Consider the following 19,231-nt stretch of genomic DNA (forward strand, 5'->3'; position numbering starts at 1 on the left):
CTCGACCGGGTATCACAACATGAAGAAAGCCCGGTTCCGCGGCCGACTCCACAACGGCGCCAACGCACCCGGCTCGGCGCCGAAGAGGAGCCAGAGGCCCGCGTCACGCGCGAACCCGACGACATAAGGGCCGGTCGTGGTGGCGGCCAGCGGAGCGATCTCCTCGGCTCTCAAGCCGGCGACGAGGAGGAGCTCGCCGGGGGTGGTCGCGGCGACGGCGGCGACGACGCCGGGCCAGCGGAGGGTGGCGGCGGAGAAGGCGAGGCCGTTGCGCTCCATCCCCCCGGCCTCGGCGACGGCGCCGTCGCGGGAGGGGTCGACGACGCGGATCGAGGAGCTGCCGGCGAGCCGGGCGGCATCGTCGACGAGCAGCCGGATGTCGGCGAGCACCACCTGCCCCCGCGGCGTCTCGACCCCACGCAACGTGCGGGTCACCCGGCGGGCGTGCACCGACTCGCCCCAGAACGTCCGGGCCCCACGTGCCCGCCGGACCGGCCAGGACGTGGTGGCTGCGCCGCGCTCGCCGGCGACGATGCCACACGTCGTACGCACGGGCACCAGCCCGGCGTAGGTCCGGCCGACGCTGCGGTGGGCGACGTCGAGGCGGGCGAGGTTGGTGGTCATGCTGTTGTGAGTCAGCGGGATGTCGACGGCCGCGGCACGACGCCCGGAGGCGCGCACCCGGAGGCAGTACTCGACGGCGTACGCGTGCCAGGCGAGGTCGGGCGACTCCGAGAGCGGCTCGCGCAGCACCTGCGATCGGGCCACCAGGAAGAGCACCTCGTCGAGCGAGTCCACGTCCGCCGGCACCGAGGTGGAGCGGCCGAGCGGGACGACACGGTCACGCATCGCCCCGATGACCTCGCCGCGACGACTGACGCCGACCGCACCCAGCACGCCGATCGCCGGTTGGGCGAGAAGCATTGCCGCGGCGGTCTCGAGCGCGGGCAGCGACTGCAGGTAGACGTCTTGGTGGACGAAGACGACGACCTCGTTGCGAGCCAGCCGGGCGCCGTGGTTCAACGCCGCGCCGGCGCTCGTGAACTCCCCCGAGACGTTGTCGACGGCGATCACCTCGGTCTGCCGCGACGGATGGCCGACCTTGACCGACGCCGCCAGGCACGACTCCAGCACCGCCGGGTCGTTGTAGACGCAGACGATCGAGACCGGCGTACGCACCTCACCCATGCCCCACCGCCGCAGCGAGCACCTCGGCGACGTACTCCTGCTGCTCCGGGCTCAGGTGCGGGAACATCGGCAGCGACAGGATCTCGCCCGCCGCCCGCTCCGCGACCGGGAAGGAGCCCTCACCGAACCCCAACGAGGCGTACGCCGCGGTCAGATGCACCGGGAACGGATAGTGGATCCCGGTGCCGACCCCGGCCTCCAGAAGCGCCGCGAGCACCCGATCACGATCACGGACCCGGACGACGTAGAGATGCCAGACGTCGAGGTTGCCCGGCGCGGACTCGGGCAGCCGCACACCACGGACCCCGTCGAGGAGGACGTGATAGCGGTCGGCCGCCTGGCGACGCAGCTCGTTCCACTTCTCCAGCCGAGCCAGCTTCGCGGACAGCACGACCGCCTGGACCGTGTCGAGACGGGAGTTCATCCCGACGACCTCGTGGACGTACTTCGTCTCCGAGCCGTGCGCCGCGAGCAGCCGGACCGTCCGGGCGATCTCCGGGTCGGAGGTCATCACAGCACCTGCGTCTCCCGCCGCGCCGAGGTTCTTGCCGGGGTAGAAGCTGGTCGCCGCCGCGGCGGCGAGCGAGCCGCTCCCACGGCCGTTCCGCTGCGCGCCCTGGGACTGCGCCGCGTCCTCGATCACCGGGATCCCGGCCGCCTCCGCGAGCGGGAGCACCTGCTCGACGAACGCGGTCTGCCCGAACAGGTGCACCGGCACGATCGCCTGCGTGCGTGGCGTGATCGCCCGCTCCACTGCGACGGGATCGATCAACAGCTGCGACTCGTCCACGTCCACAGGCACCGGCAGGGCACCGATCCGGCTGACCGCCTCGGCGGTCGCGATGAACGTGTTGGCCGGCACGATCACCTCGCCACCCGGCCGCACCCCCACGGCCCGCATCGCCAGCTCCAGCGCGTCAGTTCCGTTGCCGACGCCGACGCAGTGACCGGCACCGACGAAGCTCGCATAGGCCTCTTCGAAGGCGGTCACCTCCGGCCCGCCGACGAAGGCGGTGCGCTCGAAGACGCTGTCCAGCCCGAGGCGTACCTCGTCGGCTATCTCTGACTGCTGCGACCCGAGGTCGACGAACGGCACCTTCACCAGATCAGCTCCTGACGTGAGTTCAGACGGCGGGCGGGCACTCCGGCCCAGGTCTCCCCGGCGGGCAGGTCCTCGAGCAGGACCGCTCCCATGCCGAGGACGGAGTCGGCTCCGACGGTGGTCCGCTGACGCACGGAGGAGCTCATCCCGAGATAGGCGGCCTCGCCGATCACGACCTCGCCGCCGAGGGTCACCCCGGCGCAGATGGTCGCGTAGTCGCCGACGATGTCGTCGTGGGTGAGGACGGCGTTGGGCATCGCGACGACGTGGCTCCCGACGCGTACGCCGGCGGTCAGCACGACCCCGGCGAGCAGCACCGCGCCGGCGCCGATCTCACAGCCGGGCGGCACCGAGGCGGTGGGATGGAGGATGGTCGCGTAGCGGTCGGCCGCGACCCCGTAGCCGCTGAGCCGACGATGGACACGTCGCCGCGTCGACCCGGCTCCGGCACAGATGACCAGGTCGTCACCGCAGTCGGTGACGACCTCGACCGGTCCGATCACCTTGACGCCGCCGGTCCCGTCGGCGGAGCCGATCAGCCGACCCCAGCGCTCCTGGTCGTCATCGACGGCGACGATCTCGTCGTAGCCGAGCTCACCGGACCTGGCCGCCGCCGCGACCTCGCCCGCCAACCCACCGGCGGCGACGAGCACGAGCGTCGTCATCGGCGCCCCTGTCGGAGTACGTCGACGACCCGCGCCTGCTCCGAGTCCGACATCTGGTGGAAGAGCGGCAGGATGAGGGTGTTGTCGGTGAGGTGCTCGGTGACCGGGAGGCTGACGCCCGAAGAGACGTACGCAGGCTGCCGGTGGGCCGCCATGATCCCGCGGCGCGCGGAGATCCCGGCCTCGGCCAGGGCGCGCAGCAGCCCCTCGCGGTCCATCCCGTACGCAGGAGACGCCCCGGCGGTCGACCTCGTCGCGACTCCCGTCCCACGACACACCTCGAACCCCGCAGACACCCCGGTGGTCGGCTCTGTCGAGACCCCCGTCCCACGACACACCTCGAACCCCGCAGACACATGGGGGGTCGAACCTGTGGAGACCCCGGTCCCACGACCGACCTCGAGTCCAGCAGACGCCCCGGCGGTCGAGCTTGTCGAGACCCCCGGTCCAGCACAGACCTCGACCCAGAACGACTGGAAGTTCCCGGTGCCCCAAGCCGGGTCCGCGACCGCGCGCAGCCCGTCGATCTCGTCAACCGCCTTCGCGTAGACCGCGGCCAGCTCGCGACGCCGATCGACGACCTCGGGCAGCCGCCACAGCTGGACGATGCCGACCGCGGCCTGCAGGTCGGTCATCCGGAAGTTGAACCCGACCTCGTCGTAGGACTCCGGCGGCGAGACCAGGCTGGCGTGCCGGTCGGCGGCCGAGACGCTCATCGCGTGCTCGCGCAGCCTCCGGGCGCGTGCGGCCCAGTCCGCGCGCGAGGTGGTGAGCATCCCACCCTCACCGGTGGTGAGGATCTTGCGCGGGTGGAAGGACCAGGCGGCGATCTCGGCACCGGCACCCACGGGGCGGCCGCGGTAGGTGGACCCGGCGGCGCACGCCGCGTCCTCGATGACCACGATGCCGAGCGGGTCGCAGACCTCCCGGATCGCCTCCAGGTCGGCCGGAACCCCGCCTTGGTCCACCAGGATCACCGCGCTCGTGGCCGGCGTGAGCGCGGCCCGGACGGTCTCGGCGGTGAGGTTTCCGGTGACCGGCGAGACGTCGGCGAAGACCGGCCGGGCACCGACGTAGACCGCCGCGTTGGCGGTCGCTACGAACGAGAAGGACGGCACGACGACGTCGTCGCCGGGACGTATCCCGGCCACGACCAGCGCCAGGTGGAGCGCCGTCGTACAGCTCGAGGTGGCAACCGCGTGGGCAGCCTGCTGGGAGTCCGCGAAGCGGCGCTCGAACTCGGCCACCCGAGGCCCCTGGGCGACCCAGCCGGAGCGGAGCACCTCGGTGACCGCCTCGACCTCCTCCTCGCCCAGCCAGGGCTGCATCACGTTGATACGACTCACGACGCTCCCCCACTCAAGGCCCGCCCCGCCGCGATCTCGGAGCGCAGCGGCTCCCACCACTCGACCAGCTGCCGCAGCCCCTCCTCGAGCCCGATGGTCGGCGACCAGCCGAGGTCGTCGCGGGCAGCGGAGATGGAGGCGAGCCGGCGGGTGACGCCGTTGACCGCGCGCTCAGGACCGTGCTCGACACCGAGCGGGGAGTCCATGGCTCGCAGCAGCGCCTCGGCCAGCTCCAGCAGCGAGGTCTCCGTGCCGGAGGCGATGTTGTAGACACCCTCGGTCACCTCGGAGGCGGCCGCCAGGATGTTCGCGCGGGCGATGTCGGGGACGCAGACGAAGTCCATCGTCTGGCGCCCGTCGCCGAAGATCAGCGGCGGCTCGCCGTCGGCGATCCGCTCCATCCACCGCACCAGCACCTCGGTGTAGGCGCCGTGGACGTCCATCCGCGGCCCGTAGACGTTGAAGTAGCGCAGCCCTACGTAGTCGAGCCCGTGCATCGCCCGGAAGGACCGCACCAGCCCCTCGTTGTAGGACTTCGCGGCCCCGTAGAGGGTGTCGTTGTTGTTGTGGTGGTGCCCCTCCGGCGTCGGGAACTCCTCGGCGAGCCCGAAGACCGAGGCCGAGGAGGCGTAGATCAGCTTGTCCACGCCGGCGGAGACCGCGGCCTCGACCACGTTGAAGGTGCCGTCGACCAGCACCTCGTTGGCCAGCCGCGGCTCCTCGGCGCACAGAGTGATCCGGATGGCCGCCTGGTGGAAGACCAGGTCCTTGCCGGCGGTGAGGTCGCCGACCAGGTCGCGGTCGCGGATGTCACCCTCGACCAGGGTGACCCGGCCGGAGGCCAGGGCGTCGTCGAGGTTGGCCTTGCGACCCCGGATCAGGCTGTCGAGCACGTCGACGTGCGCGACCCCCTCGTCGAGGAGCTGGTCCACGATGGTGGAGGCGATCGTGCCGGCGCCTCCGGTGACCAGGACGTTCGCACCGCTGAGCTTGCTTTCGGAGGAAGACGTCATCGGATCAGCTCCAGGGTCGGGGTCTCGGCGGCCACCTCGACGAGGGCGCCACGGGCTCGGAGGCTGGTCTGGGCCGCCTCCAGGACGGAGAGGACACGGAGACCGGAGGCCCCGTCGGTGCGCGGCGTACGACCTTCCCGGATCGCTCCGGCGAACTCGCCGACCATCCGGGAGAGCGCCTCGTACTCGGGCAGGGCCGGCGCCCAGGTGTCGCCCAGTCGGTAGGAGATCGTCGCCGCGGCACGGTCGGCTCGCTCGATCTGGTCGACGCTCTGCTGGACGAGGTCTACGCCGCGGTCGAAGACGCTGAGCCGCTGCTGCGGGTTGAGGTCGTCCCAGACCAGCGTACGCCGGCTGCCGCCGATCACCATCTGCCTGATCTTGGTGGGGCTGAGCCAGTTGACATGGACGTGGGCCATCGCGCCGCCCTCCAGCGGCAGGCTCAGATAGCCGACGCAGGCCTTGCCCGCCCTGAGCGGGTCCGCGCCGTGCGCGGCCACCCCGGTGGGGCGCAGCCCGCCGGGCAGGATGAAGTCGAGGATCGAGAGGTCGTGCGGAGCCAGGTCCCAGAAGACGTCGACGTCGGGCTGCACCAGCCCGAGGTTGATCCGCACCGAGTCGATGAACAGGATCTCACCGAGCGACCCGTCCTCGACCAGCTCGCGGATCTTCTGCACGGCCGGCGTGTAGCAGTAGGTGTGATCGGCCATCAGCACGAGATCGTTGGCCCGCGCGGCCTCGACCATGCTCTTGCCCGACCCGACGTCGTCGGCCAGCGGCTTCTCGACGAGCACGTGCTTCCCGGCCCGCAGCGCCCTCTCGACGAGCTGCCGGTGCGTGCCGGCTGGCGTGGCGATCGCGACCGCGTCCACGTCCTCGCGCGCGAGGACCTCGTCGAGGTCGGTCGTGGCCAGCACCTCGGTGCTGCCGCCGATCACCTCCCGGGCCCGATCGAGGTCCAGGTCGACCACTGCGACCAGTGTCCAGTCCGGTGCGTTGCGGAAGTTCCGGATCAGGTTGGGCCCCCAGTAGCCGGCCCCGACCACCGCCACTCCCAGCGGCGTCTGTGCGGTCATGACAGTGCTTCTCCCCACATAGGCGATCGATGCCTTCGGGGTAGATCACACGCGATCCGCCGGTCCCACCCGGCCGTTCAACGGGGTTATCCCCTCTATTCGGGAGACCGGAAGGCACGATCGACGACGGACGCACGCCAGCGACGACTTGCACCAAGACCGACACAGGGAGTTATCATCGCCATATGACGATGACAACCACGGAGGACACTCCCGACCCCACAGACGAGGCGGCCGCGCTGAGCGCCGCTGCCTGCCTGTTCCACGGGTTCTCCGATCCCTCCCGTCTGGCGATCCTGCGCCACCTCGCCCTCGGCGAGCATCGGGTGGTCGACCTGACCGCTCACCTCGGCCTGGCACAGAGCACGGTCTCGAAGCATCTCGCCTGCCTGAGGGACTGCGGGCTGGTGACCTCGCGCCCCGTCGGGCGGGCCTCGATGTTCGGGCTGGCCCACAGCGAGGCGGTCCTGGACCTGCTGGCCGCCGCGGAGCGGGTCCTGGCCCTCACCGGTGATGCGGTGACGCTCTGCCCCAGCCACGGTATCGCCGCCATCCACGCCGACAACCACGAGGAGGCGTGATGGCCGCCCACGTCCACGCCCCCGTCGATCTCACCCCCGACGACCGCAAGCGGCTCGGACGACGTGCCCAGCTGCTCGCGGCGGCATCGGTCGCCTACAACGGCGTCGAGGCGGTCATCGCCATCGCCGCCGGCCTCGTGGCGGGCTCCGTCGCGCTGATCGGGTTCGGTCTCGACTCCGTCGTCGAGGTCTCCAGCGGCCTCATCATCCTGTGGCAGTTCCGTCACCGTCTCCCGGAGTCTCGGGAGCGGCAGGCGCTGCGGCTGATGGCGGTCTCCTTCTTCGCCCTGGCGGCGTACGTCGCCTTCGAGTCGGGGCGCGCCCTCGTCACCGGCCACGACCCGGAGACCTCGATGGTCGGCATCGGCCTGGCGGTCGCCTCGCTGATCATCATGCCGTTCCTGTCCTGGGCTCAGCGCAGGACAGGCCGGTCGCTCGGCTCGAACGCCGTGGTCGCCGACTCGACCCAGACCCTGCTGTGCACCTACCTCTCGGCGGTTCTGCTCGTCGGGCTGGTCCTCAACGCCACGCTCGGCTGGTCGTGGGCGGACCCCATCGCCGGTCTGGTGATCGCTGCGGTCGCGCTCAAGGAGGGCTGGGATGCCTGGCGGGGCGAGTCCTGCTCGTGCGGACCGGTCGCCGTCAACGACGACGAGGACGCCGCCGATGCCTGCTGTGCGTCCGACACCACCGGTCCTGCCGATCTCCAGCTCCTGGACATCGGCAGGCCATCGACGCCGACTCAGCCGGCCGCCGGGCGGAACCGCACGTCCACGAAGTAGTTGGTGGAGTTCCAGGATCGGTTCGGGAGTCCCCCTCCGCTCCCGTACCGATACCGGCCGTTGGCTCCGCCCGGCGCCGTCAGCGGGCCGACCGTCCGCGACTGGCTGAGGGCACCCGGAGTCGAGGCGTAGCGCCCGTTGGGCGCGTAGTAGGACACGACGTACGTCGCCCCCGGCGTGAGCGCGACCGGTGTCGGCAACGTGGCCGTCTGCCAGCCGGTCGCGGTCTCGTTGGTGAAGGTCACCTGGGCGATCCGGGTGCCGGCCGAGTTCCACAGCGAGCCGACGTGGGTGCCGGTGTTGCCGGTGCCCTTGTAGAAGCGGATCGCCGTCACCGAGCCGGCCACCGACGTCCTGAAGGCGGTGCCGACCTCGATCGGCAGGATGTCGAGCGTCGCCGGGTTCTGCGGAGTCACCCCCGTGAACAGCGACACCTCGGTCACGACTGCCGGGACCGTGGTGAAAGACCACGTCTGCGTGGGCAGATTCGCCCCGTCGGTCGAGACCACGCCAGAGACCGTCACCGACACCGTCGCCCCGGACGGCAGCGCCGCCGACGGGGTGAAGCGCAGCGTACGTCCGTCGCTGCTCAGCGCCGCCGAACCCGCCACCGAGGACCCGTTGGCAGTGACCGACACGTTCCAGCCGCTCGAGATCCCCGTCGAGAACGTGATCGACGGGTTGACCGAGGTCGCCACCTCGGTCGCATCCAGGCCTGGATCCTGATCGGTGACCGAGATGGTCGGGCCCGCCCGCTCGAAGACGACGTCGGCGAAGTAGTTCGTCGACCCGAACGTGTACTGCGGGAAACCGCCAGCGGCCCCGTAGAGATAGCGGCCGTTGTTCCCCGCCGGGGCGGTCAGGTCACCCGAGGAGTGGGGCGTCGCGAAGAACTGCGACGTGGTCGCATAGTGCCCCTGCGGAGCCAGGTAGGAGACGATGTACGACACGCCTGCCTGCACCTCGACCGGACTGGACAGCGTGGCCTGCTGCCAGCCGGAGGCGGTCTCACCGGTGAAGGTCACCTGGGCGAGCCGCTGGCCGCCCGAGCTCCACAACGACCCGACGTGGGTGCCGCCGTTGCCGGCTCCCTTGTAGAACCGGATCGCCGTCACCCGCCCGTCGCGGGTGGGACTGAACACCGTCCCGACCTCGACCGGTGAGCTGTCGTCCTGGGCCTCGACCGCGGGCACCACGTCACCGAAGAGCGTCTGGCTGTCCGGTGTCTCCGCGGATCTGGTCCGGAACGTCCAGGTCTGCGTCGGCATACTGGCCCCCTCGGTCGAGGTGATCCCGCTGATCGTGACCGTCACATCCGCGGCCGCGGGCAGCAGGGACGTCGGGTCGAAGGTGAGCGTCGTCCCGGAGTTGCCGAGCGTCGTCGTACCCGCGATCGGCTGGCCGCCAGAGGTCGCCGAGACCGAGTAGCCGGGGCTCAGCTCCGCGGAGAACGACGCCACCACGTTGGTCGAGCGCGGCACCTCGACAGCCCCGGGGACAGGGCTGCGCGAGGGCATCGTCAGCGTCGGCGCGCCCTTCTCGAAGACGACGTCGACCAGGTAGCTCGAGGGCGAGGTCGCCGCCGGGAAGCCAGTGCCATAGGCGTACGCACCTGCCGTCGAGGTCACCCGCAGCGGCGGCTTCGACAGGTCGGTGGAGGCGAACGCGTTCGGCGTGGCCGAGTAGTAGCCGTTGGTGCGGTAGGAGGCGATGTAGTCGGTGTTCGCCTGGATCTTCACCGGCTCGGCGAAGGTCAGCGTCTGCCAGCCACTGGTCGACTCCCCGGTGAAGGTGCCTTGGGCGAGCACGGCCCCGTTGGCCGACCACAGGGTGCCGGTGTGCGGGGCGGCGTTGTTGACTCCCTTGTAGAACTTGACCCCGGTGACGGTGCCGGTGACGTCGGCGCGGAATCTGACTCCCAGGGTCAGCTGCGCGTTCTCCGGGTCCTGGAGGACCGTCGGCGTGGTGTCCTCGTCGAAGAGCGAGCACGGGCAGACTCCTGCCGCCGCAGGCGGCTTGGCCGTACGGAACGACCACGTCTTCCCTGCCGAGACCGCCGTCCCACCACTGTCCTGCCCCGAGAGTGTGGCGGTGTAGGTGACGAATCCGGCGAGGTTGCCTGACGGGGTGAAGGTCACCGTCCTGGTCGTCGAGTCATAGGCCGTCGACCCGGCCACCACGTTGCCGAGGGAGTCGGTCAGCCGCAGCCCGACCGACGAGGCGACCACCGGCTTGGTGAACCTGGCGCTCACCGTCGTGTTGCGAGGTACCGAGGAGGAGTCGGCCAGCGGCCACTGGTTGGTGGCGGACAGCGGCGAGTCGTCGGTGGTCGTGAACAGCACGTCCACGTAGTAGTTGGGGTTCTGGTAGGAGCTCGCCGGGAACTGCCCCGCACCCGCGTAGACGCCCGCCGGAGCGGCGCCGTAGCCACCCTCGACCTCGAAGGGGTACGCCTCGAACCCCTTCGCCGCGAAGGCCCAGGGCGCGACGGCGTAGCGCCCGACCGGAGCCGTGTAGGAGACGACATACCTCGCCCCCGCCGCGACCGCGACCGGCTGGCTGAACGTCGCCGACTGCCAGCCGCCGGCGGACTCGTTGCTGAAGGTGACCTGGGCCAGCCGCTCGCCGCTGCTGCTCCACAGCGAGCCGACGTGGGTGCCGGTGTTGCCGGCGCCCTTGTAGAAGCGGACCCCTGCGACGTACCCGTCGGCCTGAGGGGTGAAGCGCAGGCCGAGCTCGGCGGCGCTGTTGTCGTTGGCCGACGGCGTAGCGGGGCTGGTGACGGCGTTCCAGGTCGTCGGCACCTCCCGCTGACCGAGGATGCTGCACGGGCAGGTCACGTTGAAGCTCCGGGTGGCGGCGGCGCCGATGTTGGCGCTGTCGTCGACGGCGCGCACGCGCACCGGGGTGCTGCCGACGCCGGGCTGGACGTACGTCACCGACCAGGCGGTCGTCCCGGCGCCGTACGCTCCCGGCGCTGGGTGCCACGAGGTGCCCTCGTCGAGGGAGTACTCGACCCCGGCGACCACGCCGCCACCGGTGTCGGTCGCGGTGCCCGTGAGCGTCACCTTGGTGCCGTTCGGCTGCGTCGAGCCGGCGGCCGGTGTCGAGATGGCGACCGTCGGCCCGACCGTGTCGGTCGACTTCGTCGCCGCGACCAACCCGGCCATCAGCGTGGTCGGCAGGGCGTCCATGTCGGCGAGCAGGTTGACCTGCGCCTGCTGCATCCGCCGGTCTGCGGTCTCGTCGTGATACGGGTTGTCGTGCTCGGAGTCGAGGCCCCAAGTCCACTGGACCGACCCGGCACCGAAGACCAGCGCTCCGCTGGCCGCCCGGTAGAGCGTGATCGCATGGGTCGTGGTGCCGTCGCCCGTGGTCCGTCCGAAGTCGGTCATGTACTGGTTGTCGATGAACCCGGTCGTCTCCGACATCCGGATCAGGCCGGGTGGTCGGAACCCGTTGTCCTGGTCTTCGTCGGACTCGTAGCCCACCGTGTGCGGAGCCAGCTCGGTCTGGCCGGCAGTCATCGAGGCGAGGCCGGTGCTGCGCCACATCCGCAGGCCGCCGTGTGACTTCTTCACGGTCACCGGCAGGTCGGTCAGGTTGGACATGAAGACGGTGCCGGTCAGCTCGTTCTCCGGCCTGCCGCCGCCCTGGCTCTTCGGTGTGTAGCGCGGGTCGCGCCAGGTGCCGGTCGACTCCGGTGCCGGGTCGAGCTTCTGCTGAGCCCACGACTCCTTGTAGGTGACCAAGGTCCGGTAGGGCGTGTTGGTGCCGTCCTTCGACGCCTCGTAGCGCGTCCGCCAGTAGACCTCGTTCCCGCTGAGGAACTGCAGGTTCACGCCGGCGTCGCGCGCGGCCTCGACGTTGGCCCGTTGGCGCCCGCTCCAGTACTCGTCGTGGCCGACGCTCAGGAATGTCTCGTGGTTGGTGAGCAGCTCGCCGCGGCGGTCGGTGTCGATCCCGGAGATGTAGCTGACGTCGTAGCCGTTGCGCTCCAGGAACCTCACCAGCGGGTATTCGTTGGCGAAGAAGAAGTCGTGCGAGGTGCCGCCGGAGCGGGTCACGAACGGCCGGTTGTAGCTCAGCTTGTAGGCCCGGCCGTTCCCGCCACCGGTGTAGAAGCTGGACCCACCGTAGGAGTTGTACGCCTGCCAGGTGGTGTCCGAGGTCTGAAAGACGACGTCGGAGCTGCTGGCGTCGTCACGGACGATGAAGGTGATGTGGCTCGACTCCTGGGTGTCGGCGCGGTCCAGCTTGGCGACATAGACCCCCGAGACCGCGGTCGCCGGTACGTTCCAGGAGGCCGAGACCGCCCAGTTGCCGCAGTCGGTGATCTCGGTGGAGGTCTCGCGGTAGCAGTTGGGCTGGTTCTGCGGGAGGCTCGCCGAAGGGGTCACCGCGGTGATCCTGCGGGCGCCGTCACCGCCGTAGTAGCCCATCCGGTAGATCGTGATCTGGTAGGCCGAGGCGTCGGTGTCGATCTTGAAGTCGATCCGGTTGCCCACGTCGACGCTGATGTCGGTCGCGAACCCCTGGATCGAGTCGTCGCCCGCTCCGGTGATCCCCCACTCGCTCGAGGGGGCACCGGGCTTGCTGTTCTCGCAGGAGATCTTGTTGCCCGCCGGTCCGCACGGGTCGGCACTCGCGCTCGACGCGGTGACGATCGTGATGATGGGGGCGACGAGTACTACTCCGAGCAACGCGGCCAGTCCCGTTCGCAGCTTCACGGTCATGTTCCTTCGGGTCAGGCCCGCGAGCTCTCGTCGCGTAGCCAGGTGGTGTGGTCGCCGGACCGGACGGCTCTACGGGAGAGCTTCCGGGCGACGAGAGTGACTGTCAGGAAGACCGGGACCCGAAACCCGATCGTCGGCTGACGCAGCCCGAGCATGAGCAAGTCCGATAGCGAAGTGGATCCGTGCCGAGCCCCGTGATCGTCGGCTTGGGTGTTGCCGGTCGCGACGCGGATCCGACGCCTGACCAGGTCTTTCGTCGTACGAGGCGGCCGCACGACCACGACCGCGTCGGTGACGACGCGCCGCTCGGCGGGCGTGAACAGCTCCGAGGCGACGAGGTCGTCGTTCATCAGACCTCCCCGGGGGCCGGTGCCGGCGGCGTCGACCCGCGCCTGCCCCTCGGCGCTGAGGCAGAAGGCGCCGCGGCCGAACAGGCCGCTGCGTACGGCGGGGAGGGCCTGCCAGACCCGGTAGTAGGCACGGACCGGCCAGGACGACTCCGCCAGCGGCACCGACCGCTCGGGAGCGACGGCCAGCACGCCGTCCTCCTCGAGCGCGTCGACCACCCGGAGCAGGTCCGTGCCGGTGAGGCGTACGTCGGCGTCCAGATGAAGCCTCGGGTAGGTCGTGGCCGCGGCGTTGCCCACCTCGACCGCGCGCAGCTTGGAGGCCTCGGCGATCTCCAGGACGCGTACGCCGGGGATCCTCCGCGCGACCGCCGCCGTGTCGTCGGTGCACCCGTTGCACACGACCACGACATCGACAGCGCCCTCAGGGACGCCGTCGAGCAGGGCCGCCAGGTTCCCCGCCAGCCCCCGGGCCTCGTTGTGCGCCGGCACCACGACACTCACGATCATCGGCGGCGCACCCCGTCGGCGATGACGAAGTTGATCATGTTGCTGTTGTCGTACTCCCTGGCGATGACCCGGCCGGGGTTGCCGCCGACGAGGCTGTGCGGCGGGACGTCCTTTGACAGCACCGTGCCGGCGGAGATCGTGCAGCCGTCGCCGACCGTGATCGCACCACAGATCACGGCGCCGGGGCCGATCCAGACGTCGTCGCCGATCGTGGGCAGCCCGTGGTCGCCGTCGGCGATGCGCTGGCCGATCGTCACGTTCTGATGGAGCACGCAGTTGCTGCCGATCACTGCCGGTCCGACGATGATCCCCGAGCGGTGCATGAGCAGGAGCCCCGGGCCGATGTCGGCGCGGCGGAAGATGTCGGCGTGGTGGATCCGGATGTTGCGCCGGTTCCAGAACCAGTAGAGGCCGAGCGCCAGCACGCCGAGCAGCGGGCGATGGGTGCGCAGCCGACCGGCCCAGCGCCCGAAGCGGTAGCAGGCGACGCAGTGCAGCTCGTAGTCGAAGAGCCAGAACCGCAGCTTGGACAGCCCGGACGTACGCGGACCGTCGAGAACGATCGCGTACATCTTGTCCAGGTCGATCTCGAGATCGCCTACCTCGCGGGCATCGTCAACTAGCAAGGGACTCTCGTTCCCGGGTCGCTGTCTTCCGGCCGACGTACGCGACCAGGTTGGCGACCCCGTCGAGGTTCTCGGGGACGGTCTCGGTCTCGTGGACGGAGATCTCGAACTCCGCCTCGAGGAACTCGATGAGCTCCAGGATCCCGGTCGAGTCGATGACACCCGACTCGACCAGCGACTCCGACGGTGCGGGAAGCCGATCCGCATCGCCCAGCAGCAGGCTGTCGAGGATGAAGCCTTCGATCGTGCGCTGTACGTCCGCCATCACGTCTCCCTGTCTGTGAACGCTCGAGAATCTCCGCGCTTCCGTTTCTGCCAGCAGGAGGGCCGCCGGAGCCGAACTGGGCCCGTAGATGCCGATATTGGGTGATAAACGCACCTGCTCCGAGGTCCCGGCACCCCTGCGCGGACGACCCTTCGAGGACCGGACGGGATCGATCGAGGAGCGCCATGTGCGGGATCTGCGGGGTGCTGAGCAGCACCGAGGTGCCTGACCCTGTGCTGATACGGCGCATGTTGGGGGCCTTGACCCATCGCGGCCCCGACGGCAGCGGCTACTACCGCGACGAGCGGGTCGCGCTCGGCCACACCCGGTTGGCGATCGTGGACACCGTCGGCGGCACCCAGCCGATGTCGAGCCGATCCTGCCGGTCGTCGGCGGAGCACGAACAGGTCTGGGTCACCTTCAACGGCGAGATCTACAACCACGTCGAGCTGGCCGCCCAGCTTCGCTCGCGCGGCCACGTCTTCGACACCCGCTCGGACACCGAGGTCATCGTGCACGCGTGGGAGGAGTGGGGGCCCGGCTGTTTCGAGCGGTTCAACGGGCAGTGGGCGCTGGCCATCTGGGACCGCCGGACGGGCTCGCTCATCCTCTCCCGAGACCCTTTCGGCGTACGACCGCTCTTCTACACCCGTGCCGGCGGTCAGCTGCTCTTCGCCTCCGAGGTGAAGGCTCTGTACGCCTCCCCCGACGTGCCGCGCGAGCTGGACCCGGCCGGGCTGGACCAGGCGCTGACGCTCTGGTCCGCGGTCGCTCCGCGCACCGTGTTCCGCGACATCGCGCAGGTGCCGCCGGGCTCCTACCTCTCCATAAGAAGCGGGCACAGCAGGAACGGGGTCGAGGTCGAGCGCCGCTACTGGGCGCCGACGTTCCCGCCGGCGGGAGCCGAGGAGCTCACCGACCTGGGGGCGAACGCCGAGGCGCTGCGTACGGCGCTGACTGCCGCCACCCGGCTGCGGTTCGAGCGCAGCGACGTGCCGGTGGCTGCATACCTCTCCGGCGGGATCGACTCCGCGGTCACGGCCGGCACGATCGCCGCCGACAGGGCAGTGAGCGGCGCCTCGGCACCGCTGCACACCTTCTCCCTCCGGTTCGCCGAGGCCGAGTTCGACGAGGGCGGCTTCCAGGCGCTCATGGCCGAGCGGCTGGGCACCGTCCACCATGACGTCGTGGTCGGCGAGCGCGACATCGCCGAGGTCTTCCCTCAGGTCGTACGCCACGCCGAGACGCCGCTGCTACGGACCGCTCCGGCCCCGATGTTCCTGCTCTCCCGGCTGGTGCGGGAGACCGGCTTCAAAGTGGTCGTCACCGGCGAGGGCGCCGACGAGGTGCTCGGTGGCTACGACATCTTTCGCGAGGCCAAGATCCGCGACCTGTGGCTGCGGGACCCGGCCGCCGCCGAGGACGCGGTGGGCCAGCTCTACCCGTGGATGCATCGCTCCCCCAACCAGACGCCGGCGTTCGCGCGGCGCTTCTTCTCGCGCAACCTCGCCGCGGACGACCTGGCGATGTCGCACCGGCCGCGGTGGGACTCCACGGCGGTGCTGACCTCGATGCTGCGGCCGGAGCTCCGCTCGATCGGCGGCGCGGCCGAGGGCGTCGTCGCGGCCATGCCCGTCGCGGCCGCCTCGTGGGACCCGGTCGCGCGGGCCCAGTGGCTGGAGATGACGACCCTGCTGCCCGGTTACATCCTGGCCTCTCAGGGCGACCGGATGCTGATGGGCAACTCCGTCGAGGGCCGGTTCCCGTTCCTGGACCCGCACGTCGCCGAGCTCGCCGGGCGCATCCCAGCCGAGCACAAGATCTGGGGCATGGACGAGAAGCACCTGCTCAAGCGGGCCTTCGCCGACCTGGTGCCCGATCAGATCCTGCACCGGCCCAAGCAGCCCTACCGAGCGCCGGACGCGGCCTCCTTCTTCGCCGGCGGCACGCCGGACTGGGTCTTCGACGTCACCTCGAGCGCCGCCCTGGAGGCGGCCGGTGTCTTCCGTCCGGAGCTCGTCCAGCGACTGCTGGAGAAGGCCGCGCGGACCGGCGGGCGCGGTCTCGGCAACACCGACAACATGCGCCTGGTCGCCGTCTTGTCCACCCAGCTGCTGCACAGCGAGCTGCTCACCGCACCGACCTCATCGGCTGCTCCGCCAGCCCCGCTCACCGTCTTCGACCCCACTCTCGGGACCACCAGTCTCGAGCCCGCCGGAAGGACACCAGCCCAGCCATGAACAGCACCGTCACGACCAGCCCAGAAACAAGCCCAGCCGCAACGTACGGACTGGAGGCGCTCCGCTTCGAGGAGGAGGCGGAGGCGAAACGGATCGGCGACGCGATCCGCCGCTACCTGGTGGCCAACAAGCGCAAAGGCATCGTGCTTGGCGTCTCGGGCGGGATCGACTCCAGCGTGGTCGCCGCACTGGCGGTCAAAGCGCTCGGGCCGGACCGGGTCTTCGCGCTGCACATGCCCGAGCAGGAGTCGTCGGACGACACCATCGGGTTCAGTACGAAGCTGACCGACTCGCTCGGGATCAGGTCCACGCTCGAGGACATCTCCCCGGTCCTGGTCGGCCTCGGCGCCTACCAGCGGCGTGACGACGCGATCCGGCGGGTCGTGCCTGCGTACGGCCCGGGGTGGAGGTCGAAGATCGTGCTGCCCAGCGTGGTCGACTCCGACGCGTTCCGGCTCTTCTCGGTCGTCGTCGAGGACCCCTACGGCACCCAGAGCACGCACCGCCTGACCACCGAGGCCTACCTGGAGATCGTGGCGGCGACCAACTTCAAGCAGCGTGCCCGCAAGGCCTTGGAGTACTTCCACGCCGACCGGCTCAACTACGCCGTCGCCGGCACCCCTAACCGGCTGGAGTACGACCAGGGCTTCTTCGTAAAGCTCGGCGACGGTGCCGCCGACCTGAAGCCGATCGCGCACCTCTACAAGTCGCAGGTCTACGCGATGGCCGCTCACCTCGGCGTACCCGAGGAGATCCAGGCCCGCCCCTCGACCACCGACACCTACTCCCTGGAGCAGTCCCAGGAGGAGTTCTACTTCTCGCTGCCCTACGAGCGGATGGATCTGTGCCTCTACGGCTTGAACAACGGGGTGCCGACCGCCGAGGTCGCCGACGCCACCGGGCTCACCGTCGAGCAGGTCGAGCGCGTCTATCGCGACATCGAGCAGAAGCGCCGGACCACCGCCTACCTCCACGCCGCCCCCGAGCTCGTGGACGAGGTGTCATTGAATATCAATGAGTCTTGATATAACGTCGCAGGCATGAGCACACCACCATTCATCCCTGCTGACCACCTCGGCGCCGTGAACCGTGCGCTGACCACCACGACCCGCGGCGGCGAGGAGCTGCGCATGCTCGTCGTCGAGCGCAGCTACGACGCCGCGCCGGACGAGGTCTGGGACGCGCTGACCACCAAGGAGCGCATCCCGCGTTGGCTGATGCCGGTCACCGGCGACTTCGAGGTCGGCGGCCGCTACCAGCTCGAGGGCAACGCCGGCGGCGAGATCCTCGCCTGCGACCGCCCCAAGCTGCTCTCGATCACCTGGGACTACGGCGACATGAGCTCGTGGGTCGACGCGACCCTGACCGCCGCCGGCGACCGTACGCTGCTCCGTCTCGAGCACTCCGCTCCCGTTCCCCCGGAGCAGTGGAAGGAGTTCGGCCCGAGCGCCGTCGGCATCGGCTGGGAGCAGATGCTGCTCGCCCTTGCCCTCCACCTCCCGGCCCCCGAAGCCGAGAAGATGGATCCGATGTCCCCCGACGCCCTGCCCGCGATGATCGAGCACACCAAGGGCTCCGCCGCCGCCTGGGTCGAGGCCGACATCGCATTCGGCACGGACCCCGAGCAGGCCCGCGCCGCCGGCGACCGCTGCGTGGCCGCCTACACCGCGATGCCGGAGTAGGGGCAGGCGCTTGCACGCCTTCGACATCCTCGGAGACCCTGTACGCCGCCGCATCCTCGAGCTCCTGGCCGCCGGCGACCTCACCTCCGGCGAGATCGTGGAGACCATCTCCGCCGAGTTCGGCATCCGCCAGCCCGCAGTCTCGATGCAGCTCAAGGTCCTGCGCGAACATGGCTTCGCCACCGTACGCCCCGAAGGCACCCGCCGCATCTACTCCATCGACACCGGACCCATGGCCGAGGTCGACGCCTGGCTCAACCAGTTCCGCCACTTCTGGACCCAGCACCTCGACGCTCTCGATACGGAGATTCGGCGGGGGCGCCGGAAGGGTTCTACGGGGGGCTGAGTCGCTTAGGACGGTGGCCGCCGACCCTGTAGTGGATGGTGTTCACGCCGAATCCCGGAGTCAAGGACGGCCTTCGGCCGCCGGCTTCGCCGGTCGCCTGCGGCGATCCTTGACACCGTGATCCAGCGAGAAATTTGGCTGGCTATCGGGTCGGCGGCGGGGTATGGCGCAGCGGATTTCGGGTTGGGTACGGGCTCGGGGCCCAGGGTTGGCCGGTCCTGCCAGGGGAGGGTCTGCGGGGCGCTGCGCTAGACGATGACACCTTGTGAATCGTTCACGAGGGATAGCGCCCGGGCCATGCCGGAGGCCACTGGTCGTCGGCTATCACAGAGGGTCCGAGTTCGTGAACCCCTTCACAAGGTCGACCCGGTAGGCCCGGCAGACGGGGTAGGCCGGAGCAGGCCGGAGCAGGCCGCAGCGCGGTCAGACGCAGCGGGTGAACCGGATCCGTCCGTCCGGGAGGCGCTCATAGTCGTAGTTGGGGTCGTGGATCCGGCGATGATCGCTGGGACACAACAGCACCATGTTCGCCAGATTCGTAAGCCCGCCTGCCGACCACGGTTTCAGATGATGCGCTTCAGTCCATGCCGCTGGTGCATCACAGTCCTCGGCCTGGCAACACTTGTCCCGCAACCGGAGTGCACGGTGTTGGACCGGATGGGCCAGCCTTGTAGTGCGGCCGAAGTCGAGAATCTCCGAGCCGGTGCCGAGTACGACGGGGATCAG

At 70.1% G+C, this 19,231-nt stretch carries 17 protein-coding genes; 6 read left to right on the plus strand and 11 right to left on the minus strand.

Translation table 11 applies throughout. The annotated features are described in order from the left end of the window. Positions 1-12: 12 nt before the first annotated feature. Genes ABZZ22_RS16505 through ABZZ22_RS16530 form a run of 6 tightly spaced genes read right to left on the minus strand, consistent with a single transcriptional unit; the run spans position 13 to position 6,390 of the window. Positions 13-1,188 carry a glycosyltransferase gene (locus tag ABZZ22_RS16505; protein WP_354933208.1) on the minus strand — a complete coding sequence of 392 codons (1,176 nt, stop codon included), beginning with the start codon at positions 1,186-1,188 and terminating at the stop codon, positions 13-15. Continuing rightward, the gene (locus ABZZ22_RS16510; RefSeq protein ID WP_354933210.1) at positions 1,181-2,290 is read right to left on the minus strand and encodes a DegT/DnrJ/EryC1/StrS family aminotransferase; all 1,110 of its coding nucleotides are present in this window, start codon (positions 2,288-2,290) and stop codon (positions 1,181-1,183) included. Before ABZZ22_RS16510 ends, ABZZ22_RS16505 begins: the two co-directional genes overlap by 8 nt. Further along, positions 2,287-2,955: an acetyltransferase gene (locus tag ABZZ22_RS16515; RefSeq protein WP_354933212.1), complete on the minus strand. Its 669-nt coding sequence runs from the start codon at positions 2,953-2,955 to the stop codon at positions 2,287-2,289. Before ABZZ22_RS16515 ends, ABZZ22_RS16510 begins: the two co-directional genes overlap by 4 nt. After that, entirely contained in the window at positions 2,952-4,301 is a 1,350-nt protein-coding gene (locus ABZZ22_RS16520; protein WP_354933214.1) for a DegT/DnrJ/EryC1/StrS family aminotransferase, read from the minus strand. The genes ABZZ22_RS16515 and ABZZ22_RS16520 overlap by 4 nt, the downstream gene beginning before the upstream one ends. Then, complete coding sequence (locus ABZZ22_RS16525) at positions 4,298-5,314, minus strand: NAD-dependent epimerase/dehydratase family protein (RefSeq protein ID WP_354933216.1); 1,017 nt, start codon at positions 5,312-5,314, stop codon at positions 4,298-4,300. The genes ABZZ22_RS16520 and ABZZ22_RS16525 overlap by 4 nt, the downstream gene beginning before the upstream one ends. Continuing rightward, positions 5,311-6,390 carry a Gfo/Idh/MocA family oxidoreductase gene (locus ABZZ22_RS16530; RefSeq protein WP_354933218.1) on the minus strand — a complete coding sequence of 360 codons (1,080 nt, stop codon included), beginning with the start codon at positions 6,388-6,390 and terminating at the stop codon, positions 5,311-5,313. The genes ABZZ22_RS16525 and ABZZ22_RS16530 overlap by 4 nt, the downstream gene beginning before the upstream one ends. A 191-nt stretch (positions 6,391-6,581) precedes the next feature. Here ABZZ22_RS16530 and ABZZ22_RS16535 point away from each other — a divergent pair, with 191 nt between their 5' ends. Then, entirely contained in the window at positions 6,582-6,971 is a 390-nt protein-coding gene (locus ABZZ22_RS16535) for a metalloregulator ArsR/SmtB family transcription factor (RefSeq protein ID WP_354933240.1), read from the plus strand. Then, positions 6,971-7,753, plus strand: a complete 783-nt coding sequence (locus tag ABZZ22_RS16540) for a cation transporter (RefSeq protein WP_354933220.1) — start codon at positions 6,971-6,973, stop codon at positions 7,751-7,753. The genes ABZZ22_RS16535 and ABZZ22_RS16540 overlap by 1 nt, the downstream gene beginning before the upstream one ends. On the opposite strand, the gene ABZZ22_RS16545 is transcribed toward ABZZ22_RS16540, so the two are convergent. From ABZZ22_RS16545 to ABZZ22_RS16560, 4 genes are read right to left on the minus strand one after another with little or no spacing between them, the layout of a single operon-like run. Further along, complete coding sequence (locus tag ABZZ22_RS16545) at positions 7,714-12,483, minus strand: DUF4082 domain-containing protein (protein WP_354933222.1); 4,770 nt, start codon at positions 12,481-12,483, stop codon at positions 7,714-7,716. The two genes, ABZZ22_RS16540 and ABZZ22_RS16545, sit on opposite strands and share 40 nt — an antisense overlap. Before the next feature lie 17 nt (positions 12,484-12,500). Further along, positions 12,501-13,346, minus strand: a complete 846-nt coding sequence (locus ABZZ22_RS16550; RefSeq protein WP_354933224.1) for a glycosyltransferase — start codon at positions 13,344-13,346, stop codon at positions 12,501-12,503. Further along, positions 13,343-13,972 (minus strand): serine acetyltransferase, encoded by a 630-nt coding sequence (locus ABZZ22_RS16555; protein WP_354933226.1) that lies wholly within the window; start codon positions 13,970-13,972, stop codon positions 13,343-13,345. The genes ABZZ22_RS16550 and ABZZ22_RS16555 overlap by 4 nt, the downstream gene beginning before the upstream one ends. Beyond that, positions 13,962-14,237, minus strand: coding sequence for an acyl carrier protein (locus tag ABZZ22_RS16560; protein ID WP_354933228.1), 276 nt, complete (start codon positions 14,235-14,237; stop codon positions 13,962-13,964). The genes ABZZ22_RS16555 and ABZZ22_RS16560 overlap by 11 nt, the downstream gene beginning before the upstream one ends. Positions 14,238-14,422: 185 nt before the next feature. On the opposite strand from ABZZ22_RS16560, the gene asnB reads away from it, so the two are divergent. The 4 genes from asnB to ABZZ22_RS16580 are packed head-to-tail and all read left to right on the plus strand — an operon-like array spanning position 14,423 to position 18,505. Beyond that, entirely contained in the window at positions 14,423-16,477 is a 2,055-nt protein-coding gene (gene asnB, locus ABZZ22_RS16565) for an asparagine synthase (glutamine-hydrolyzing) (RefSeq protein WP_354933230.1), read from the plus strand. Continuing rightward, the gene (nadE, locus tag ABZZ22_RS16570; RefSeq protein WP_354933232.1) at positions 16,474-17,502 is read left to right on the plus strand and encodes an NAD(+) synthase; all 1,029 of its coding nucleotides are present in this window, start codon (positions 16,474-16,476) and stop codon (positions 17,500-17,502) included. The genes asnB and nadE overlap by 4 nt, the downstream gene beginning before the upstream one ends. Before the next feature lie 15 nt (positions 17,503-17,517). Further along, the gene (locus ABZZ22_RS16575; RefSeq protein ID WP_354933234.1) at positions 17,518-18,159 is read left to right on the plus strand and encodes an SRPBCC family protein; all 642 of its coding nucleotides are present in this window, start codon (positions 17,518-17,520) and stop codon (positions 18,157-18,159) included. A 10-nt stretch (positions 18,160-18,169) separates the two neighbouring features. Further along, complete coding sequence (locus ABZZ22_RS16580; RefSeq protein ID WP_354933236.1) at positions 18,170-18,505, plus strand: metalloregulator ArsR/SmtB family transcription factor; 336 nt, start codon at positions 18,170-18,172, stop codon at positions 18,503-18,505. 423 nt (positions 18,506-18,928) lie between these two features. On the opposite strand, the gene ABZZ22_RS16585 is transcribed toward ABZZ22_RS16580, so the two are convergent. Further along, positions 18,929-19,231, minus strand: a 303-nt coding sequence (locus ABZZ22_RS16585; RefSeq protein ID WP_354933238.1) for an HNH endonuclease signature motif containing protein, incomplete at its 5' end; no start/stop codon positions are given.

The sequence above is a fragment of the Nocardioides sp. NPDC006273 genome, from assembly GCF_040613495.1.
Taxonomy (GTDB): Bacteria; Actinomycetota; Actinomycetes; order Propionibacteriales; family Nocardioidaceae; genus Nocardioides.